The sequence below is a fragment of the Vibrio sp. ABG19 genome (assembly GCF_029962385.1).
GTDB classification, from domain to species: Bacteria; Pseudomonadota; Gammaproteobacteria; order Enterobacterales; family Vibrionaceae; genus Vibrio; species Vibrio ostreae.
The window spans coordinates 1,376,773-1,395,551 of record NZ_CP071708.1; the positions used below are offsets into that span (position 1 = coordinate 1,376,773).

Genomic DNA, 18,779 nt, shown 5'->3' on the forward strand with positions numbered 1-18,779 from the left:
CGGTTGCTGTCTCTGAGTGGTGATATCGGCGAGTAAACACAAATAGACAAGAGGAAAGTGTTAACTCGTGACACGCATCCCGCAGCGGGATGCGCACTCAGCGGCGTTTAGCTTATTTTGTCGTTGATCAACAGCATCAGGGCATGTGCCAGCTCGGCTTTGGAGGCCAGTGGTAGCAGCTGTTTGCCTTCAGGACGGGTTGCATCTCCGGCAAAGTAGACCGTCAGCGCGTTATCGTTACTGTTAAACCCCTGACCTGCGACTGAAACATCATTGGCGCAAATCATATCGAGGTTTTTCTTCACCAGTTTACCGCGGGCGTATTGCTCTACGTCCTCAGTTTCAGCGGCAAAGCCAACAGTAAATGGTCGGTTTTGCGCCATTGCGGCCACACTGGCGACAATATCCGGGTTTTTGACCATGGTGATGGTCAGCGTATCGCTGTCATCGGTCTTTTTCATTTTCTGGGCGGCGACCTGCTGCGGGCGGTAATCCGCCACGGCCGCACAGCCGATAAAGATATCGTGTGCGCAGGCCTGGTTCATCACCTCAGCATGCATATCCACGGCGCTGCTAACATTAATACGCGACACATTGGCTGGGGTAGTTAAATGCACCGGTCCGCTGATCAGGGTCACTTCTGCACCCAGTTTCGCTGCCGCGTCGGCAATCGCAAAGCCCATTTTCCCTGAACTGTGATTGGTGATGTAACGCACCGGATCGAGCGCCTCGCGCGTCGGACCCGCGGTGAGCAGCACCCGTTTACCGCGCAGCGGCTTGGGGCCGAAGTAACCCTCACAGCGCTGGACTAAATCCATCGGCTCGAGCATACGGCCTGGCCCCACATCACCACACGCCTGCTGACCGGCGCCCGGCCCCCAGATCTGCATGCCGCGCTGTGTCAGCGTCGCGATATTGTCCTGCGTGGCCAGGTTGCGGTACATCTGCTGGTTCATGGCCGGAGACACCACAACCTGTGCATCTGTTGCCAGCACCAGCGTAGTCAGCAAATCGTTCCCCATGCCAGCCGCCATACGCGCAATCAAATCGGCGCTAGCCGGTGCCAGCAACACCAGGTCGGCCCATTTGGCCAGTTCAATATGGCCCATCGACGCTTCCGCTGCCGGATCGAGCAGACTGTCGGACACCGGATGACCGGACACCGCCTGCATGGTCAATGGGGTAATAAATTCTTTCGCCGCCGTCGTCATAACGACCCGGACCTCGGCCCCGCGCTCAATCAGGCGACGGGTGAGTTCTGCACATTTGTACGCAGCGATACCGCCGCTGATACCAAGCAGAATCTTTTTTCCTGCCAACGTTTGCATACTGGATTCCTCAAAAATTCTGCGCGCTATGTTAGCACAACTGCAGAAAGATGTCGGAGCTGCGTCAAGTATCGCCGATGGTGGCCGATAAAGGCTAAACATGCAGGTATGAAACTTATGTCACCCTCACAGAACTTTTCTGCCAATGAGGCAAGATATATCCAAACAACTTGGAGTTGCAGCCAACACCGCTGCAGCTTCAAGTAGCAAGGGTATAGCCTCAGGTTATTTGTATACCAACAAAATAAAGCAACAATTATAAAGCCACAGGACCAGAACATGATCTCTCTTAGAAGCCGAACTAAACTGCTATTGCTGACCGTAATCCCGTTGGTCGTGATCACGGCCATCGTGACGGCCGTCAATTACTGGAGCGGGATGAACTCGTTACAGCAGGAACTGACCCAATACCGCGCCCAGTTGGTCGAAAGCCGCAAAGCTGAGCTTAAAGCGTATCTGATGATGGGCGTGACGGCGATTCAAGATCTGTACGATGCAGACCGCAACGGTGAAAACCAGGCGCAGGCGAAAGCGATCCTCAAAGCGATGCGCTTTGAAAGCGACGGCTACTTTTTTGCCTATGATTCGCAGGGCGTCAATACTCTGCACGCGATCAATCCGGCGCTGGAAGGCAAGAACCTCTACGATCTGAAAGATAAAAATGGCGTCCCGGTGATCGCCGGATTGATCCAGGCCGCAAAAAGTGGCGACGGCTTCTTATATTTCTCCTGGCACAAGCCTTCGCTTGATGCTCAGGCGCCGAAACTGGGGTATGCCGAGTACCTGCCAAAATGGGACTGGGTGCTGGGCACGGGTATTTATATTGACGATATCGACACTCAGGTCGCCCAGTTCGAGGCGCAGCGTGAAGCACAGCTGAGTGAACAGACCTGGTCTGCGGTCGGTTTGTCTCTGGCGGGGCTGGTGCTGACGATTGTGATTGTCAGCGTGCTGGTCTCGCGCGGTGTCGCGCCGTTGCAGCATGTCGTGGACTCATTAAAAGCGGTGGCAGCCGGTGGCGGTGACCTGACTGCGCGGCTGAAAGTGGAAAGCCGTGATGAAATCGGTGAAGTAGCTAAGGCCTTTAACGACTTTATGGATAAACTGCATCCGTTAATTGTCGATCTGCGCAGTTCGGCGCAGGAAGTGCAATCGGCGGCGTCGGATCTCGATGTGCAGACCAGTCAGTCGAGCCAGCAGATGGGCGATCACAGTCTGGAAACCGATAAAGTGGTGACCGCGGTAACCGAAATGAGCGCCACATCGCGTGAAGTGGCCAATAACACGCATTCCACCGCGCAGGCGATTGATTCGGCCAACCGCCAGATCTCCGATGCACAGCAGGAAGTGAACCTGGCCATCGAAGGCATTGGCGAGCTGGTCAACGAAGTCAACCTCACTTCAGAAGCCATTTCTGAGCTGAGCCAGCAAACCGAGCAGATAACCAAGGTGCTGAACGTGATTGGTGAAATTGCCGAGCAGACCAATCTGCTGGCACTCAACGCAGCGATTGAAGCGGCGCGGGCGGGTGAACAGGGGCGTGGCTTTGCTGTGGTGGCTGACGAGGTTCGCTCGCTGGCCAGCCGCACCCAGAACAGCACCCAGGAAATCGGCGACATGCTGCAGCAGTTGCATCAGGGTGTTAGCAAAGCGGTGCGCAGTATGGCGCTGAGTCAGGAGCGCGGTGAGAAAACGGCGCTGGAGTCGGTGCAGATTAAAGATAGCTTGTCCGGCATTTCTGATGCGGTCAGCCTGATTCATGACATGGGCATCCAGACTGCATCTGCCGCTGAGCAGCAGAGCGCGGTGGCGGAAGACATTAACCAGAACCTGGTGGCGATTCAGCATATCGTGAATGATCTGACGCATAATCTGCAGCGCTCTGAAGCGATCAGCAGCCGTCTGGCGCAGTCGGGCCAGCAGATGAACAGTTTGGTCGGTCATTTCAAACTGTAAGCGCTGCTGCGGTGCCAACGTTGATTTGCCGCTTTGAGCAACAGGGCAGTTACAGCAAAGATTGAAGTGTGACCCAAGATCCTGTTTTGCGTTTGCATTGCACAGGTCAAATCGGTTTGAGTAGATACAGAGCCTGCCGGGCATTAGGATCGGCAGGCTTTTTTACAGGAGCCGATATGAGTCTCAAGTTTCTGCCCAGCGAGTCGATGCCACGTGAAAAGCTGCTTGCCCGCGGGCCGCAATCCTTATCTGACGCCGAACTGCTGGCGATATTTCTGCGTACCGGCACGCGGGGTATGAATGTGATCGAGCTGGCCGATTTTCTGCTCAGGGAGTTTGGATCGCTGCGCGCGCTGTTTTCTGCCCGCAAAGATCACTTTTGCTGTCATAAAGGGCTGGGCGAAGCTAAATATGTCCAGTTGCAGGCGGTACTGGAGATGACGCAGCGATACCTGGGGGAAGCGTTAAGGCGCGGCGAAGCGCTGACCAGTCCGCAGCACACCAAATTGTATCTTTCCAGCGTATTGCGCGATCGCCAGCGTGAAGCCTTCTATATTCTGTTTCTTGATAACCAGAACCGGGTCATTCAGGATGAAATCTTATTTGAAGGCACCATCGACGCCGCCAGCGTTTATCCGCGTGAGGTAGTGAAACGGGCGCTGCACCATAACGCTGCTGCGCTGATTCTGGCCCATAACCATCCGTCCGGTGTCGCGGAGCCGAGTCAGGCCGACCGAAGGATCACGCGCCGACTGGCCGATGCACTGGCGCTGGTGGATATCCGGGTGCTGGATCACTTCGTGGTCGGCGACGGTGAGGTGGTTTCCTTTGCTGAACGCGGCTGGCTTTAGCAGCTGAAGTATTCTTTTTTTGCTCTATGCGGGTGTGAAGCAACCTGGTGGTCAAGTGCAAACAAGCTAAGTAATACAAAGGACTAGCGATGAAGTGGATATTTTGCAGCGAGCAATAAAAGCGGGCCTTATCGGCATTTGAGCGGAATGTACAAAAAATGCTTAGCTTTCTGCTGTTTTCTGGTATGATTCGCACACATTTTTTAACCTCAATCAGCTCAACAGAGAAAAAGATCAGGTAATTCTGTAAAAAGGATCTGTTCGGGTCTTGAGCAACGCGTGTCAAGTTAGTATAATGCGCGACCTTTGATAGCCTTGTATGGATTTTCCATAACGGTTTTTAACCTCAACTTCTTAAGTGAAAGAGAGAGGTTCGGCCACCAAGGTTGATATCGAGCTGAAACGATTTGGAGAAGACATTCATGTCCCGAGTATGCCAAGTAACTGGTAAGCGTCCAGTAACGGGTAACAACCGTTCACACGCACGAAATGCTACTAAGCGTCGTTTTCTGCCGAACCTACAAACTCATCGTTTCTGGGTAGAGAGCGAAAAACGTTTTGTTAAACTACGTCTAACTGCTAAAGGCATGCGTATCATTGATAAGAAAGGCATCGATGCTGTTCTTGTTGATATCCGTGCACGTGGCGAAAACGTTTAAGAGGAATTAAACAATGGCTAAAGGCATTCGTGAGAAAATCCGTCTGGTATCTTCAGCAGGTACTGGTCACTTCTACACAACTGACAAGAACAAACGCAACATGCCAGGCAAATTCGAGATCAAGAAATTTGATCCAGTAGTACGCCAGCACGTTCTATACAAAGAAGCGAAAATCAAGTAATTGATCGCTTGCTTTGGTGTTAGTAGAAAAACCCAGCCTTTTGGTTGGGTTTTTTGTTTTCTGCTATCCCGTTCGAATGTTTCTCACTAGGCTCACCAAGTTCCCCTTTGGCAGGTAACCCGGTTATCTTCGCTCCCGCTCTGCACATCCTTCTCGTCTTGTCGTTTCATTACCTGACCCACCTGTCTTTGGCACGCTAGGATCCCGCTGCGCACTCTGCTAATCTGGCTTAAGATTCAATCAACTAAGGACTGCGGTCATGCGCGTCTCGCCCCGGCGACGTCGCCGCTGGAATAATCTTCTGATTCTGGCGGTGATTCTGTTTATCGGCATCATCAACCTGCCGTCGATCATTAAAAGCTATTTAATCGAGCCGCCCGTCAGCCCGTATCCGGCATTACTCAATCCGCAGGCTGAGTTGCAGGCGATGCATTTTACCCGCTTATCGCTGCAGAAGAGTCATGGAGAGTGGCAGGCCAGCCCGCCAATCAATATTGAACCTCAGGCGCTGATTGAGCGCTGGCAGCAACTGACCGGCACCCGGGTCGATGAACAAACCTATCAGTCGTTGCAGCCTAAACTGGGCAACCCACATAGCATTGAAGTCTGGTATCAGGGCCAGGAAGAGCCGCAAAGGATCACCTACTATCAGGCGCCGCAGTTCTGGCTGTTTAAAAACTGGCAGAACGAGTGGATAGCGGTCTCGGCGGAAGCGGGGTATTTGTTTCCTTAGTTCCTAAATGCTAGTTCCTAGTTCCTAGGCCCTAGGGGGAGATCGCTGCGAGATTTTAGCGATAATCAAGGCGGTGAATTAGCTTTGATTTTAGATGACGGATTTGTATCACTAGATTTCCCCCGACCACAGAATCTTCTTTTCCTAGGGGCTAGGCCCTAGGATCTTAAATCCTTTTACTCCTCGCCAGCGTGGCCTGAGTTCCGTTAAACTAAGTCCTACTAACCGCAAAGACCCTGAACCAAGGATCTCCCGAGGAGAAAGCATGCCTGAATTACCTGAAGTTGAAGTCAGCCGTATGGGGATCTCACCGCATCTGGTGGGGCAGACCGTGCGTACGCTGACCTTTCGTACCCCGAAACTGCGCTGGGATATCCCGCAGGAGCTGAAGCGGATGGAAGGGCAGGTGATTACCGCGATTACGCGTCGGGCCAAGTATCTGCTGCTGGAAACCACGGCAGGCACGGCGATTGTGCATCTGGGGATGTCGGGTTCGCTGCGGGTACTGGATGGAGATTTTGCGCCGGGCAAACACGATCACGTGGATCTGGCGCTGACAAACGGCAAAGTGCTGCGTTATAACGATCCGCGCCGTTTTGGTGCCTGGTTGTGGTGTGAACCGGGTGAGAGCCACAGCGTGCTCGATCATATGGGACCTGAGCCGCTGACCGATGAATTCAATCCGCAATACATGCTGGATAAAGCGCGTAATAAACGGGTGGCGATCAAGACCTTCATCATGGACAACAAAATCGTGGTCGGGGTGGGTAACATCTACGCCAACGAATCATTGTTCAGCTCACGGATTCATCCGCTGCGCCCGGCGCATTCAATCAGTGAAGCGGAGTGGACCTCTTTGGTCGCGGATATTAAAACGGTGCTGGCGACGGCGATCAAACAGGGCGGCACCACGCTGAAAGATTTTGCCCAGGCGGACGGTAAACCGGGTTATTTTGCCCAGGAGCTGCAGGTGTATGGCAAAAAAGGCGGCCAGTGCCCGCGTTGTGAAACCTTAATTGAAGAGCTTAAAATCGGTCAGCGTAACTCGTTTTTCTGTCCGTCCTGCCAGTTAGTTACAGCGGAAAAAAAACACTCAATGTGATATAAACAACAGATAGTTTCTGTGTAAGAGAGAAATCAGATGAAATACTTGGTGACCGGTGCGGCCGGTTTTATTGGCTCTGCGGTAGTCGAGCGTTTGTGTGCAGAAGGGCACGAAGTTATCGGTATCGATAATCTGAATGACTACTACGATGTGGCGTTGAAAGATGCCCGTCTTGAGCGCGCGGCGCACGACCAGTTCACCTTTATTGAAATGGACATCGCGGATCGTGAAGGCATTGCTGGCCTGTTTGAAGCTGAGCAGTTCGATAAAGTGATTCACCTCGCGGCTCAGGCTGGCGTGCGTTACTCAATCGATAATCCGATGGCGTATGCCGACAGCAACCTGGTTGGTCATCTGACGATTCTGGAAGGCTGTCGCCACCATAAGATTCAGCATCTGGTGTATGCCTCTTCGAGCTCGGTTTACGGTCTGAACCGTAAAACCCCGTTTAACACCTCAGACAGCGTCGATCATCCGGTCTCTTTGTACGCCGCGACCAAGAAATCGAATGAGCTGATGGCGCATACTTACTCGCACCTGTACGGCGTGCCAACTACCGGCCTGCGCTTTTTTACCGTGTATGGTCCGTGGGGCCGCCCGGATATGGCGCTGTTCAAGTTTACCAAAGCCATCATCAATGGCGATGCGATTGACGTCTACAACAACGGCGATATGCAGCGTGATTTCACCTACATCGACGACATTGTGGAAGGCATTGTGCGTATTAAAGATGTGGTTCCACAAGCCAACACTGACTGGACGGTGGAAGAGGGCACACCCGCGACCAGCTCTGCTCCTTACCGGGTTTACAATATTGGCCACGGAAGTCCGGTTAAGCTGATGGACTACATTAAGGCGCTGGAAAGTGCACTGGGCATTGAAGCCAAGAAAAATATGCTGCCGATGCAGCCGGGTGATGTGTACGCCACTTACGCCGATACCGAAGACCTGTTTGCCGCAACCCACTACAAGCCGCAGATGGGGGTTGAGCAGGGGGTGGCTAATTTTGTGAACTGGTACAAAGAATTCTATTCGGTATAGCGACGTCTGCCACACTCCTGACAGGCAGAGCTTGGTGCTCTGCCTGCTTATCGTTATCCTCCCGCGCGCTGCAATCATTCCTTCATATTTATAAAATCAGCGGTCAGATCACTAACTTTTATTAATGTCTGAACCTTTTTACATTTTCAACGTCAATTAAAGTCTGTTGTTTTCATAATGAGTCTGGTAAGTCCCTCAGAGGTCGCCGCTCGTTATCTGTTGTAGTTGTCTATCTCATGAATTATCAGTCACATTTGCGTCAGCTCTGTCTCGTGCTGCTGCAGTTTTTTGTATTTTCATTCAGCATCTTGCTGATTGCGCGTGGTGTTTTCTTTCATCATATTCAGGACGTGCTGATTCAGCCCGGCGTGACAGAGGATATCTGGCGTGCATTCCGGGTCGGCGCACGCTTTGATGCCAAAGTCACCGCGATTGCTTATGCCCCGCTGTTGCTGGCCGGCCTTGTCCTGGCGGCTTCCCGGCCTGGTTATGCCCGCTGGTGTCGTGTCGCTCCGCTTTATCATGCGCTGATCGCACTGCTGTATGTGCTGGGCTGCATCGGTAACTATTATTACTACCTGACTTACGGCACCCACATCGATCTGTTCATGTTTGGCTTGTGGGAGGATGACTCCAAAGCAGTGCTGGTTAACATCTGGCAGGACTATCCGATCCTGCGCGCTTTGCTGCTGGCACTGAGTCTTTCTGTGCTGGCTTATGTCACGGCGCGCTGGTTTATGCGCAGCGCATTTGGCCGGCTCAAGTGCAAACACAGCTGGCACTGGAGCGTGACATCGCTGGCGGTGTTGTGTGTGGTGCTGGTGACCTTCGCGGTGGCACGTGGCTCGCTCAGCAGTCATCCGCTTAAGCGTTATCACGCGGCAGTCTCGCCTTACAAACCACTGAATATGATCACGCCGAACGTATTTATGGCGCTCGACTGGGCGATGACCGATTACAAAGAGCAGCATAACTTTGCTCCGGTCAGCCAGGCTGAACTGACGGCGCAGATGAACAAAATTCTTGGTCAGCCGACCCCGCAATATCGCACGCCTGCCAATGATTACCTGCAACAGCATCCGCCGCATGTGGTGGTAGCAATGATGGAGAGCATGGGCATGAATATACTGGTCGAAGATGACGCTAAGACCAATGATCTGCTCGGCAGTTTCCGTCAGTACCGTGACCAGGGCTTTTGGTTTGAGCGTTTTATGGCAGGCACGTCTGCTACCATCGACAGTATCGTCATGACGCTGTTTCACAGCCCAGTCGCGACCATAAGCCACTCGGCAGTGCAGAATATTGCGTTGCCAAGCTCGGCGGCGTTGCCGTATAAACGGGCCGGTTATGAGGTGGTGTTTTTGTACGGGGGTAACGGTATGTGGCGCAACCTGGCTAACTACCTGCCAGTGCAGGGCTTTGACCGGGTGTATGACGAAAATGACATTATGGAAGCGTTTCCTGAATCCGAGCAGTATGCCGGGCCGTGGGGTGTGCCGGATGGTTACTTGTTCAAGTTTGCCAATCGGGTGCTGGAGCAGGCCGAAAAGCCGACCATGATGTTTATTATGACGGTGACCAATCACTCGCCGTATAAAGTGCCGGAGTACTATCAGCCTGCGCCGACTAGGATGAGTGAGCGTTTGGCCCATCTGATTGGTTATCAGGGTGAGCAGGCCAGTGTATTACTGCAAACCTTCCAGTATGCCTCCGATGCACTGGGCCAGTTTATCGGTCGCATCAAACAGTCCGATAAACTGAAAGACAACACTGTGATTGCGGTGACCGGCGATCACCGTATGCGTTACAGCAGTACCGATGAGCCGGAAGAGTTTGCCATGACCTATGCGGTGCCGTTTTATCTCAATGTGCCACAGCCGATTCTGGCCAATACCCGCTATGAGTTCGATACGCAGCGGGTCGGTTCACACCGTGACCTGTTCCCGACCCTGTATCATTTCAGCTTGTCGGATCAGGATTACATTTCACTCGGCGGCGAGAACATGCTGGCTGAGCAGGATGTCAGCCGCTTTGGCTATAATGCCACGCGCAGTATTAATCAGTACGGAGCCTTCAGCACCCAGGGCAATGGTTTGTACTATCCGTGGCAGGCGTCATCGCCGCTGCGCAATCAGGCCATGCCGGTCAGCGAAGTTCCGTTCGATGCCGAGTGGGCGAAAGAATACCATCTGCTGCAGGATTACTACCTGCGTTCGCAGGTGGTCCCTATGGTGCAGTAGCGTTTTAGGTTTATAGGGTCTAGGACCTAGGATTCTAGGGCCCTAGTTCCTAGGATCCTAGGAACTCCATATCATTTAACCACTTTCTTATCATGCAGTGCATCGGCGACCAGTTTAGGTACGAACTCATCCACATTGCCGCCGTGAATGGCGACTTCGCGTACCAGAGAAGAAGAGATAAAGGCGTACTGCTCGGAAGGCGTGAGGAACACGCTTTCCAGCCCCGGCATCAGGCGGCGGTACATATTGGTCAGACCGAATTCATATTCGAAATCGACTGTGGTACGCAGGCCGCGCACCAGTACGGTTGCGCCTTCAGCTTTGGCGAAATCCACCATCAGGCCAGAAAAGCCCTTCGCGGTGACATTATCCAGATGGCTGGTCACGGCTTTGGCAAACTCAACCCGTTCTTCAAGCGTGAACAGGGTATTTTTGCTCGGGCTGGCGGCTACGGCGATGATTACTTCATCAAACATGCTGGCAGCACGCTCAATCAGGTCAAGGTGGCCGTTGGTAATCGGATCAAAGGTGCCCGGATAAATCACACGGGAGATACTTTTTGAAGTCACTAATTTTACTCTGTTTGCGATTATTATTTTTGATACCAGTATATGGATGAACTTATCTAAAGGAGATCGTTAATAAGTGTAGTCTCTTACCGCACTGTCCCAGCAGACATTTGAACGTATTACTTTAGCTGGATTGCCACCATATATACAGTTGCTCTCTAATAATGGGCGGGTCACATTAGTTTGAGATGAAATGATAGAGTTTGGGGCGATAGACACGCCTTTCTGCACATTAGTACGTGAACAAAACCAAACAGAATCACCGATTTTTATTGGTTTAGAGGGATTGATGGCAATTCCGGGAGCATCCAGACTATAAATATCATGTAAATCTGAGTCTAAAATCTGGACATTCCAGGATAATAAATTGTAGTGACCAAATTCAATTCGATTACAGCAGTATATAGTGCTTTCTGCTGACATATTGAATCGGTTGCCTAATGTTAATGATGCATTTTTTTTGACTACAACTTTTCCACCATGACCTATTTTGGCGCGGCCTGAGAAAGTAATAGTTCCTTCGTTGTAAAACACTGTCCGACTTCGTCTTTTATCGAAAATTGGCACATTGCCAAAACCGATCCTAACTCCTGCACATTTGGCATTTTCCGGCAGCGTGATGCTCCCTTTCATTTTCACCAACGCAGTCTGATTGGAAATAAATACCGGAAGTTTCAGCCCGCGTAAGCCGAAGTAGTGGAGGTTAAAATAGAGTGTTTTGGGTAATGCAAGCAGATAGTCCAACAGTTTCACAATCTGTCCTTATGGCTTTTTAACGTCATCGATCCATGTTTTATCATTTAAACATAGACTTAAAAAAGTCTAAATGCTGTTTAGCGCTTTCTTGGCACGAGAAGTCATCTATCATGCGCTGCTGCGCTTTGCGTCCCATCTCGGCGCGGTTCGGCTCTGAAGCATACAACCACTCGATTTTGTCGGCGATGGCCTGAGCGTCTTTGACCGGCACTACAAAGCCGGTTTCACCGTCCAGCAGCAATTCTTTACCGCCACCTGTGGTGGTCACTACCGACGGAATGCCCATTGCCATGGCTTCGATAATGGTTTTCGGCAGGCCTTCACCGCTGATCGAAGGCTGAACCTGCACCTTACTTGCGGCCAGCAGTTCCGGCACATCTTTACGATAACCAAGGAAATGGATGCGCTCTTGCATCCCGCTCTGCTCAGCTAAAGCCAGATTCTGCTCGGTATCCATGTCACGTCCGGCCAGCAGCAGATGCAGATTGGGCAGCTTGGCCAGTTGCTTGGCGCTTTCCAGCAGCACATGCACGCCTTTACTCGGACGGGCGTTGGCAATACAGATCACGCTGAATGCATCTTTCGGCAGACCGAGGCTGGTCAGATCGGCTGGCTGGGCCTGATACCAGGCGATATCATGGCCTTTGTAAATCGTGGTCACCTTATCGGCGTTCTTCCATACGTGTTTACGCACATCGTCGGTTACCGCCTGCGCCACACAGCTGATACCGTTGACTCGCGGATGGAGGTGGGTCAGGTAAGCACTCGGATCGTGACGGTATAAGCCACCCACGGTGCCGCGATAAGTGACCAGTTTGGTGTTTTTAAACCCGATACAGGCAAACGCAGCGTTGGGGATGGTTTTCGAGTTCATCGCATACACCACGTCGTACTGGTTTTCGCGCAGCGCCTGACGCAGAGTTCTGATGCTTTTGCGGCAGATTTTCTTGGTCGGATAGCAATCGATGATCTTAACGCCGTTGTCACGAAAGCGCGCGACATATTCGGCATGGCCCTGAGTCATGATGGTCACGTCATGGCCCATCTTGGCCATTTCAATAAACATTTCCGCTTCCGGACGCACGCTGTTCCAGGCGTCTTTATATGAACTGAAAATTAAAACCTTCATGAAACCTTCTTAAATGTGATCGTAATGTAAACGTATTGGAGTAGTTAGTTTTGAAAGAACATATGCTTACTCACCTAGGACAATACTTTTTATCTGATGGAAGATTTTTGTGTTATCAAATTTATCTTCAACCATCCTACGACTGTTTTGCCCCAGTATATGTCTTTGTTTTTCGTCCTTTAGCAAGGATTCTAATTGCAGGCGAAAATCCTCATGGTCCTCATAAGTTGCAAGTCGACCTGTCTGATTATGGATAACCATTTCGGGCATACTACTGACATTAAATGATACAACAGGTAAACCCATAGCCATTGCTTCTACAATTGCATTGGCGGATCCTTCATAGTGTGAGGGGAAAACAAAAATATCGGCAGCGGCCAGCAAATGCCTGGTATCCGATACAAAACCTAGTGGGATGATTTTATTTTTTAGGTCATTTTGCTCAATTTTATTAATCATCTCACACAAGAGTGGACCTGTTCCCGCTATATAGAGTTTAATATTGAACCCTTGTTCGAGCAGAGTTTTAATACAGTCTACTAGCATTAGTTGGTTTTTTTGTGTAACGCAGCGTCCCGTTGTTACGAGTATTATCTCACCATCTTCTTTCTCGATATCCGTAGTTGTTTCTGGATTATAATCGTCCAGATTAACACCATTATAAACAATGTTTATTTTGGATTTTTCGATCATGTCTGGATTGTTCTTCGTAATTGAACGACCAATTTCCTCTGAATTAACGATTACTTCTGTCACCACATTTTTAAAAAGATAACGATTAATTATCGTGTTTTTAATTGGGTGAGGCATCCCCCTGCGGTAAATAATTTTTTTTATTCCTGCCAGCTTCGCCGCAAGTCCAGCACATTTCGCATCAGCGGGTAAATTAAGAACTACGGCATCGTATCGCTGTTGTTTAAAATGGCGATACAGCTTAAACAGCTTAAGTGGATTGAGAAAACTTGCGTTAGATATTTTAGTCTCGAAGACATAAATACCCTTTGAAATTACTTGGTCTCCTAGTTTACTGCCCGGTTTAGTGATAACGGTGACATCAGCGGTGGCATGGCATAGTTGCGCTGCGGCTGAATGCCATTTTTCTCCCCCTCCCCAAGACATAGAAGTGTTAACAAAACAAACTTTTTTCACTATTTTTTCTCTTTTCGTTTGAGTTCATTACGCAGCCACAAATCGGCGTAGCGGGTAAAGGTGGTGTTGGCGCTCAGCAGAGCCAGCAGCAGTCCATGGCGACCATCGAGAAAGCCCAGTTTAATCACGTACATTTTAAAGAAGCGGAAAAAACCGTGCAAAATGGCGCCGCCCAGAGAGGACTTTTTGCGCCCTTCGCGCTGGTCGGCCCAGGCTTTCATATAGCGCTGGGTTTTCTCAACATAGTTAGGCAGGTTATCGATGGTGTAATGATACAGATCGCCTGAGAGCGATTTGAGCCGATAACCGTCCGGGATCATGACCGATTCATGCACCAGCACATCGTTGTATTGAGTGCTTTCTCGGCGGTAAAGGCGGGTCACCCAGTCCGGGTACCAGCCGGAATGGCGGATAAATTTACCAAACGCTTCGGTCAGGCGGTTTATCTGATACACAGAACGGCCATCATCGGTCGCAATGGCATTGAGGATCGAGACTTTGAGTTCATTCGAGACTTCTTCATCTGAGTCGAGCGGCAGCACCCAGTCGGCGCTCATATAACTTTGCGCTTTCTGACGCTGCGGGCCAAAGCCAAGCCAGTCCTGATGGTAAACCTTGTCGGTATAACGGGCGGCGATCGCCAGCGTGCTGTCGCTGCTGCCGGAGTCGACAATCACAATTTCGTCTACCCAGCCGTGCACGGAGCGCAGGGTAGTTTCCAGATGTTGTTCGGCGTTTTTGACAATCATCAGTACGCCGAGAGTCGGCTTACGCTCAGTCATTTTGGTTTCCTGTTAACACGGCATCAGTTAAAAAAGCATCGCTTAAAAAAGGTTGTAGCAGCTCAGTCACTTCTTCGACCTGAATATCACTCATCAGATCCTCCCCCTTAAGGCGGGTGCCCCAGGCCAGTTCGCTGACCGGGCGTCCGAACTGCTGCTCAGCCAGGCGCTGGTAAGCGTTGACTGTCGTCGCCAGGCTGTTGTAGGGGCCGGTGCGCAGCGGATTACTGTGCGCATAAAGGCCAATCACCGGCGTGCCTTGCGTCGTGGCCAGATGCGCCGGTCCGGAGTCCGGTGCCAGCACAACATGTGCCTGTTTCAGCACTGCAGTGAGCTGCTTGAGCGAGGTCTGGCCGATAAGGTTGACCACCGGCTGGCGGCACAGTTCGGCAATACTCTGCCCTAATCTGACTTCGCGCTCGGCCGGTGAGCCGCACAGCACGACCTGCAGGCCGTTGTCAGCCGCGAAATCCGCCGCGGCGGCGTAGCGCTCAGTCAGCCAGTTGCGGCTGTCCTTGCTCGCGGCCGGGCAGATGACCAATGACGGTTTACCCTGCAGTGCGCGGGACGCAAACTCTGTATCGTCAGCGCTGAGCGGAATATTCCAGCGTGGCTGGTCAAACGGCACGCCGAGATAACGGGCAAATTCGGCAAAGTTGTCCAGCACATGCAACGCTTGAGTCTCCGGCAGATGACGGTTAGTAAACCACCACTGACCTTCACGGGTACGGTTTTTACCAAAACCGACTTTATAACGCGCCTTGATGCCCCACGACAGCAGGCTGGCCCGCAACGCGGCCTGCATATGCAGCAGCACATCAAAGCGTTGCTGTTTCAACTGAGACCACAGCGCTCGCATCCCCGCCATACCCTGTTTCTTATCGAAGACCACCACCTCAATACCAGGCAGATCGGCCATTAACTGAGCTTCGACCTTTCCGCAAATCCAGGTGATCTTAGTATCAGGCCAGTGGGCCTGAATGGCTTGTACGACAGAAATGGCGTGGCAGACATCACCAATGGCGGACAGACGCAGCACACACAACGATTTAGGTGGAGAGCTCAGTAGACTCATAACTCATCGATAAAGAGGAAAATTACGCCAATTATGCGTATCGGACGAATGAATGTAAAATGTCGTTGCCTACTTTGACAGATAAAGCGCTGATTATGTCCGATATTCGTAATATTCCCCTTCCTGGCCAGCAAATCTGGTATGACGCTGAGCTGCTGTCCACCGCTCCGGAGCACAGTTTTGACCCGGATTTCTGGCAGCGCAGCGGCAAAGTGACCGGCAGCGCGCAGGGGCGCGGCACTACCTGGTTTGTGCAGCTTGAGGCCTGTCAGGGCGCGCTGCGTCACTATCGTCGCGGCGGTTTGTTCGGCAAGCTGGTGAGTGATCACTATCTGTTTACCGGCTGGGAGAACACGCGCAGTGCGCAGGAGTTCGAACTGCTGCGCCATTTGGCTGAGGCCGGGGTGAATGTGCCGCGACCGATAGCGGCTCGTGCCCGGCGCAGCGGTTTCAGTTACCAGGCCGATATTCTGGTGGAAAAAGTGCCCAACGCCAGTGATTTGGTCGATGTACTGCAAAAGCAGGCTTTGAGTGATGAGGTGTATCAGGCCATCGGCCGGATGATTCGTACCATGCATGAGGCCGGGGTCAATCACACCGATCTCAATATCCACAATATCCTGCTCGATAAAGCAGGCAAGGTGTGGCTGATTGATTTTGATAAATGCGCACGTCAGGCAGGAGATGGCTGGAAAGAGGCTAACTTAGCTCGCTTGTTGAGATCGTTTCGTAAGGAAGTGGATAAACGACAAATACATTGGTCATTGAGCGATTTTAAAGTGTTGAAAGATGGTTATCACGCCAATCTATAGAATTAGAGCGATAACCATCCAGAAACACGTGATTAATTTTCAGGCGTGGATGTATTCAAGTTGATTACCAGTGCAGACAGGATCGCTGTGCCAAAAGAATACATTAGTATGCCTGAATGATGATTCAGGTAGTGTTGGGTGAGGCAAAAACCAGCCACCATTAAGATGTGAACACAACCCATTATAGAGGCAAAAAGCAGAGCCGGGTCTTTTTTAGCTCTAGCCGAAAATAATCGTGTTACAAATACGAAAAACGGTATTCCCAAGACCAGAATAATACCCGCTAAGCCAATGATTCCCTTGGTCTGAAGTTCTTCCAGAAACTGGTTATGAGCTCTTGAAAAACGGATGACGACTTTATCGACTAAACCTTGCTCAACCTGCGATTGTTTTACATCAGATAGTCCATCATGACCGAAGCCAGTCAACGGACTTTCAAGAGCTGCGTATAGTGCTGATTTCCAAAGTTCTAAACGGATCCCCGAAGAGGATGCAGCGTTTTTGTTCTCATATTGGCTTAGGTCCGATACGACAGCGTTGACTCGGTGATTAATCTGCGGTGCAGAAATAGCCAACGCTGTGCTCCACACCACCAATAAACTTACCAACATTCGTCTGTTGATATAGTATCGGGCAAACCAAAGAATTGCGATCAGTACGAATGGTGTGGGAACCCAAGAACCTCTTGCTCCGGATAGTAAACTTGCCGCTAAAGCTAATCCCGTGCCTGCGAAAGCCAGGTAGAGGCCAAGCTTATTCGATTTATTATGAAAATAGATAAAGCTCACGGTGCTAAGAGCTGCCAACCAAGCACAAATGCCACCGATCTGAATAACCATATAGCCAGAATGGCTAAATGCCCTCAGATTGAATCCGTAGGTTTGTATTATCGCGCTAATACCTGAGCTAATGGCACCCAACGAAATACCAAACATAATCCATGACAGGCGTGGTGGGTAGGTTAAGAAAAACCATAAGCTGAACATAGCCAGTAATGCTCTGCTGGGAAGATCAATGCTGCTGACGGGGTCACTGTGGTATAGGAAGGAGAAGAGGTAAAGCAGCCAAAACAGTAGTAAGCTCACACTGAGTGCTTTGCTAGAGGGCTGAAGTGTGGCACGGAAAGTTTTAGGGAGAAGAATCAGGCTTAGTAGAGCAATTAATAATGCGGCGAATGCATATGAATCCGGGGTTAGTGTTAAAGTCGCGAAGAAAATCGCTGGTAACAGAGTGGCTATGAAATTAAGTCTAGGCATACGTTGAATCATTTATCTTTTCTTTCATACAAGTAAGGGCTGTTTTATTACTATATAATTTGACAGAAATTTTACAATCATAGCCAGCAATTTAAACTTTGGCATTGATGGGTTTATAGTGCAAGCCATGAATAAGCAGTGGTAACACTGTCTGAGTTACCACTTTATATCAATATATCGAGAGCTATGCGTTAAATTTACCAGCCAGATAGTCTCTGTAAAGAGTACCAATCGAGTCGTTTAACTTTTGAGTGATATTCTCGACAACGATGTCTGAACTCTGATGGGCTTTCCCGTTATGAGCGGTTTCAGTCAATATTTCACATAGCTGGTCAAGTTGCATAGTGCTGGCTGTTCTGTAAGCATTAGGCAGCCTAATCCATTTGTCAGGTCCAAAACCAAGTTTGCTGATCTTGCGTTTAAAAATATGTTCAACACTCTGACCTATATTGAGCGGTGTATCGACATAAAATGGTAGCTTTGTTACCGTCAGATCGATATCTAAAGCCCCACTGAAATCTTGCCACTTTTCTAACATGAATTTAGGACTATAGCTCACTGGTATCCATGGAATTCGTAATGCATCTGAGACAATAGCACCGTGCATTGCTTCAGTGACTATAGTTTTACAGCTCATCATTTGTTGGAGAACCTGATCCACCGGCTGTCGCATCGAGATAAATGTAAATCCGCATTGCTTACAGATGTTTTCCCAATTGAGATAGTTTTCGCTGCTGTGATGTGGGATAAACCCAACCTCTGTTGTTTTTTGGATGTTTTTGTAATCAAGCAGATTGCGTAGCAGGTAAGCACCGTCAGCAATGACTTTATCTTTGCTTATACCAAGTTGATTGGCAGTGTGCTGGCCTCGAACACAATATATATGCCATGAATCATTGAGTTGAGGTGGCTGACCAAAACCAGCTCCTGAACTAAAAACGATATTGGCTCTATTTGCATTTAGTCTTTCGCGCTCGACCCGTTTTTGGTCGAGTATTGTGCCAATACCAATGAATGCGATTTTATCATCTTTGTTCTCAAAAGCTTTAGGCATCATTTGGGGAAATAACCAAGGGTTAAGATCATCACCAAAATTGCCTAGTTCAGTTGTGCAATATTCTAAATACATAAATCCGACTCGAAGGCCTGCCTTAGTT

The 18,779-nt window shown here is 50.3% G+C and carries 18 protein-coding genes; 9 read left to right on the top strand and 9 right to left on the bottom strand.

Annotation, left to right across the window (positions count from 1 at the left end):
• Nucleotides 1-107 precede the first annotated feature (107 nt).
• Entirely contained in the window at nucleotides 108-1,328 is a 1,221-nt protein-coding gene (gene coaBC, locus J0X00_RS12575; RefSeq protein WP_282478168.1) for a bifunctional phosphopantothenoylcysteine decarboxylase/phosphopantothenate--cysteine ligase CoaBC, read from the bottom strand.
• 279 nt (nucleotides 1,329-1,607) lie between these two features.
• On the opposite strand from coaBC, the gene J0X00_RS12580 reads away from it, so the two are divergent.
• The 8 genes from J0X00_RS12580 to J0X00_RS12615 all read left to right on the top strand — a co-directional run bounded on the left by J0X00_RS12580 (nucleotide 1,608) and on the right by J0X00_RS12615 (nucleotide 10,094).
• On the top strand, nucleotides 1,608-3,284 hold the full coding sequence (locus J0X00_RS12580) for a methyl-accepting chemotaxis protein (protein ID WP_218562507.1): 1,677 nt from the start codon (nucleotides 1,608-1,610) through the stop codon (nucleotides 3,282-3,284).
• Between the two features lie 176 nt (nucleotides 3,285-3,460).
• Nucleotides 3,461-4,135: a DNA repair protein RadC gene (gene radC / locus J0X00_RS12585; protein WP_282478169.1), complete on the top strand. Its 675-nt coding sequence runs from the start codon at nucleotides 3,461-3,463 to the stop codon at nucleotides 4,133-4,135.
• A 422-nt stretch (nucleotides 4,136-4,557) separates the two neighbouring features.
• On the top strand, nucleotides 4,558-4,794 hold the full coding sequence (rpmB, locus tag J0X00_RS12590; protein ID WP_004728407.1) for a 50S ribosomal protein L28: 237 nt from the start codon (nucleotides 4,558-4,560) through the stop codon (nucleotides 4,792-4,794).
• 13 nt (nucleotides 4,795-4,807) lie between these two features.
• The gene (gene rpmG / locus J0X00_RS12595) at nucleotides 4,808-4,975 is read left to right on the top strand and encodes a 50S ribosomal protein L33 (protein ID WP_005371942.1); all 168 of its coding nucleotides are present in this window, start codon (nucleotides 4,808-4,810) and stop codon (nucleotides 4,973-4,975) included.
• A gap of 259 nt (nucleotides 4,976-5,234) precedes the next feature.
• Nucleotides 5,235-5,708 (top strand): hypothetical protein, encoded by a 474-nt coding sequence (locus J0X00_RS12600; protein WP_282478170.1) that lies wholly within the window; start codon nucleotides 5,235-5,237, stop codon nucleotides 5,706-5,708.
• Nucleotides 5,709-5,973: 265 nt separating this feature from the next.
• Nucleotides 5,974-6,810, top strand: a complete 837-nt coding sequence (gene mutM / locus J0X00_RS12605; RefSeq protein WP_282478171.1) for a bifunctional DNA-formamidopyrimidine glycosylase/DNA-(apurinic or apyrimidinic site) lyase — start codon at nucleotides 5,974-5,976, stop codon at nucleotides 6,808-6,810.
• Between the two features lie 39 nt (nucleotides 6,811-6,849).
• Nucleotides 6,850-7,854, top strand: a complete 1,005-nt coding sequence (locus tag J0X00_RS12610) for an NAD-dependent epimerase (RefSeq protein WP_282478172.1) — start codon at nucleotides 6,850-6,852, stop codon at nucleotides 7,852-7,854.
• Between the two features lie 236 nt (nucleotides 7,855-8,090).
• Complete coding sequence (locus J0X00_RS12615; protein WP_282478173.1) at nucleotides 8,091-10,094, top strand: LTA synthase family protein; 2,004 nt, start codon at nucleotides 8,091-8,093, stop codon at nucleotides 10,092-10,094.
• 71 nt (nucleotides 10,095-10,165) lie between these two features.
• Here J0X00_RS12615 and coaD read toward each other — a convergent pair whose 3' ends face one another.
• The 6 genes from coaD to J0X00_RS12645 form a co-directional block, all read right to left on the bottom strand.
• A complete protein-coding gene (gene coaD, locus J0X00_RS12620; RefSeq protein WP_136487206.1) occupies nucleotides 10,166-10,663 on the bottom strand; it encodes a pantetheine-phosphate adenylyltransferase in 498 nt (165 codons plus the stop codon).
• Nucleotides 10,664-10,732: 69 nt separating this feature from the next.
• A complete protein-coding gene (locus J0X00_RS12625) occupies nucleotides 10,733-11,416 on the bottom strand; it encodes an acyltransferase (RefSeq protein WP_282478174.1) in 684 nt (227 codons plus the stop codon).
• 43 nt (nucleotides 11,417-11,459) lie between these two features.
• A complete protein-coding gene (locus J0X00_RS12630; protein ID WP_282478175.1) occupies nucleotides 11,460-12,548 on the bottom strand; it encodes a glycosyltransferase family 4 protein in 1,089 nt (362 codons plus the stop codon).
• Between the two features lie 66 nt (nucleotides 12,549-12,614).
• Nucleotides 12,615-13,697, bottom strand: coding sequence for a glycosyltransferase (locus J0X00_RS12635; RefSeq protein ID WP_282478176.1), 1,083 nt, complete (start codon nucleotides 13,695-13,697; stop codon nucleotides 12,615-12,617).
• Nucleotides 13,697-14,479: a glycosyltransferase family 2 protein gene (locus tag J0X00_RS12640; protein WP_282478177.1), complete on the bottom strand. Its 783-nt coding sequence runs from the start codon at nucleotides 14,477-14,479 to the stop codon at nucleotides 13,697-13,699. The genes J0X00_RS12635 and J0X00_RS12640 overlap by 1 nt, the downstream gene beginning before the upstream one ends.
• Nucleotides 14,472-15,554, bottom strand: coding sequence for a glycosyltransferase family 9 protein (locus J0X00_RS12645; protein ID WP_282478178.1), 1,083 nt, complete (start codon nucleotides 15,552-15,554; stop codon nucleotides 14,472-14,474). The genes J0X00_RS12640 and J0X00_RS12645 overlap by 8 nt, the downstream gene beginning before the upstream one ends.
• 95 nt (nucleotides 15,555-15,649) lie before the next feature.
• Here J0X00_RS12645 and J0X00_RS12650 point away from each other — a divergent pair, with 95 nt between their 5' ends.
• A complete protein-coding gene (locus J0X00_RS12650; RefSeq protein ID WP_282478293.1) occupies nucleotides 15,650-16,366 on the top strand; it encodes a 3-deoxy-D-manno-octulosonic acid kinase in 717 nt (238 codons plus the stop codon).
• Between the two features lie 32 nt (nucleotides 16,367-16,398).
• Here the strand turns inward: J0X00_RS12650 and J0X00_RS12655 are convergent, their stop codons facing one another.
• Together J0X00_RS12655 and J0X00_RS12660 are read right to left on the bottom strand one after the other, a co-directional pair.
• A complete protein-coding gene (locus tag J0X00_RS12655; RefSeq protein ID WP_282478179.1) occupies nucleotides 16,399-17,634 on the bottom strand; it encodes an O-antigen ligase family protein in 1,236 nt (411 codons plus the stop codon).
• 172 nt (nucleotides 17,635-17,806) lie between these two features.
• Entirely contained in the window at nucleotides 17,807-18,751 is a 945-nt protein-coding gene (locus J0X00_RS12660) for a polysaccharide pyruvyl transferase family protein (protein ID WP_282478180.1), read from the bottom strand.
• Nucleotides 18,752-18,779 lie beyond the last annotated feature (28 nt).

What these genes read in the sequence shown, in the direction of transcription:
- coaBC (WP_282478168.1), bottom strand. Translation starts at nt 1,328, where the DNA reads ATGCAAACGTTGGCAGGAAAAAAGATTCTGCTTGGTATCAGCGGCGGT.
- J0X00_RS12580 (WP_218562507.1), top strand. Translation starts at nt 1,608, where the DNA reads ATGATCTCTCTTAGAAGCCGAACTAAACTGCTATTGCTGACCGTAATC.
- radC (WP_282478169.1), top strand. Translation starts at nt 3,461, where the DNA reads ATGAGTCTCAAGTTTCTGCCCAGCGAGTCGATGCCACGTGAAAAGCTG.
- rpmB (WP_004728407.1), top strand. Translation starts at nt 4,558, where the DNA reads ATGTCCCGAGTATGCCAAGTAACTGGTAAGCGTCCAGTAACGGGTAAC.
- rpmG (WP_005371942.1), top strand. Translation starts at nt 4,808, where the DNA reads ATGGCTAAAGGCATTCGTGAGAAAATCCGTCTGGTATCTTCAGCAGGT.
- J0X00_RS12600 (WP_282478170.1), top strand. Translation starts at nt 5,235, where the DNA reads ATGCGCGTCTCGCCCCGGCGACGTCGCCGCTGGAATAATCTTCTGATT.
- mutM (WP_282478171.1), top strand. Translation starts at nt 5,974, where the DNA reads ATGCCTGAATTACCTGAAGTTGAAGTCAGCCGTATGGGGATCTCACCG.
- J0X00_RS12610 (WP_282478172.1), top strand. Translation starts at nt 6,850, where the DNA reads ATGAAATACTTGGTGACCGGTGCGGCCGGTTTTATTGGCTCTGCGGTA.
- J0X00_RS12615 (WP_282478173.1), top strand. Translation starts at nt 8,091, where the DNA reads ATGAATTATCAGTCACATTTGCGTCAGCTCTGTCTCGTGCTGCTGCAG.
- J0X00_RS12630 (WP_282478175.1), bottom strand. Translation starts at nt 12,548, where the DNA reads ATGAAGGTTTTAATTTTCAGTTCATATAAAGACGCCTGGAACAGCGTG.
- J0X00_RS12640 (WP_282478177.1), bottom strand. Translation starts at nt 14,479, where the DNA reads ATGACTGAGCGTAAGCCGACTCTCGGCGTACTGATGATTGTCAAAAAC.
- J0X00_RS12645 (WP_282478178.1), bottom strand. Translation starts at nt 15,554, where the DNA reads ATGAGTCTACTGAGCTCTCCACCTAAATCGTTGTGTGTGCTGCGTCTG.
- J0X00_RS12650 (WP_282478293.1), top strand. Translation starts at nt 15,650, where the DNA reads ATGTCCGATATTCGTAATATTCCCCTTCCTGGCCAGCAAATCTGGTAT.
- J0X00_RS12655 (WP_282478179.1), bottom strand. Translation starts at nt 17,634, where the DNA reads ATGATTCAACGTATGCCTAGACTTAATTTCATAGCCACTCTGTTACCA.
- J0X00_RS12660 (WP_282478180.1), bottom strand. Translation starts at nt 18,751, where the DNA reads ATGTATTTAGAATATTGCACAACTGAACTAGGCAATTTTGGTGATGAT.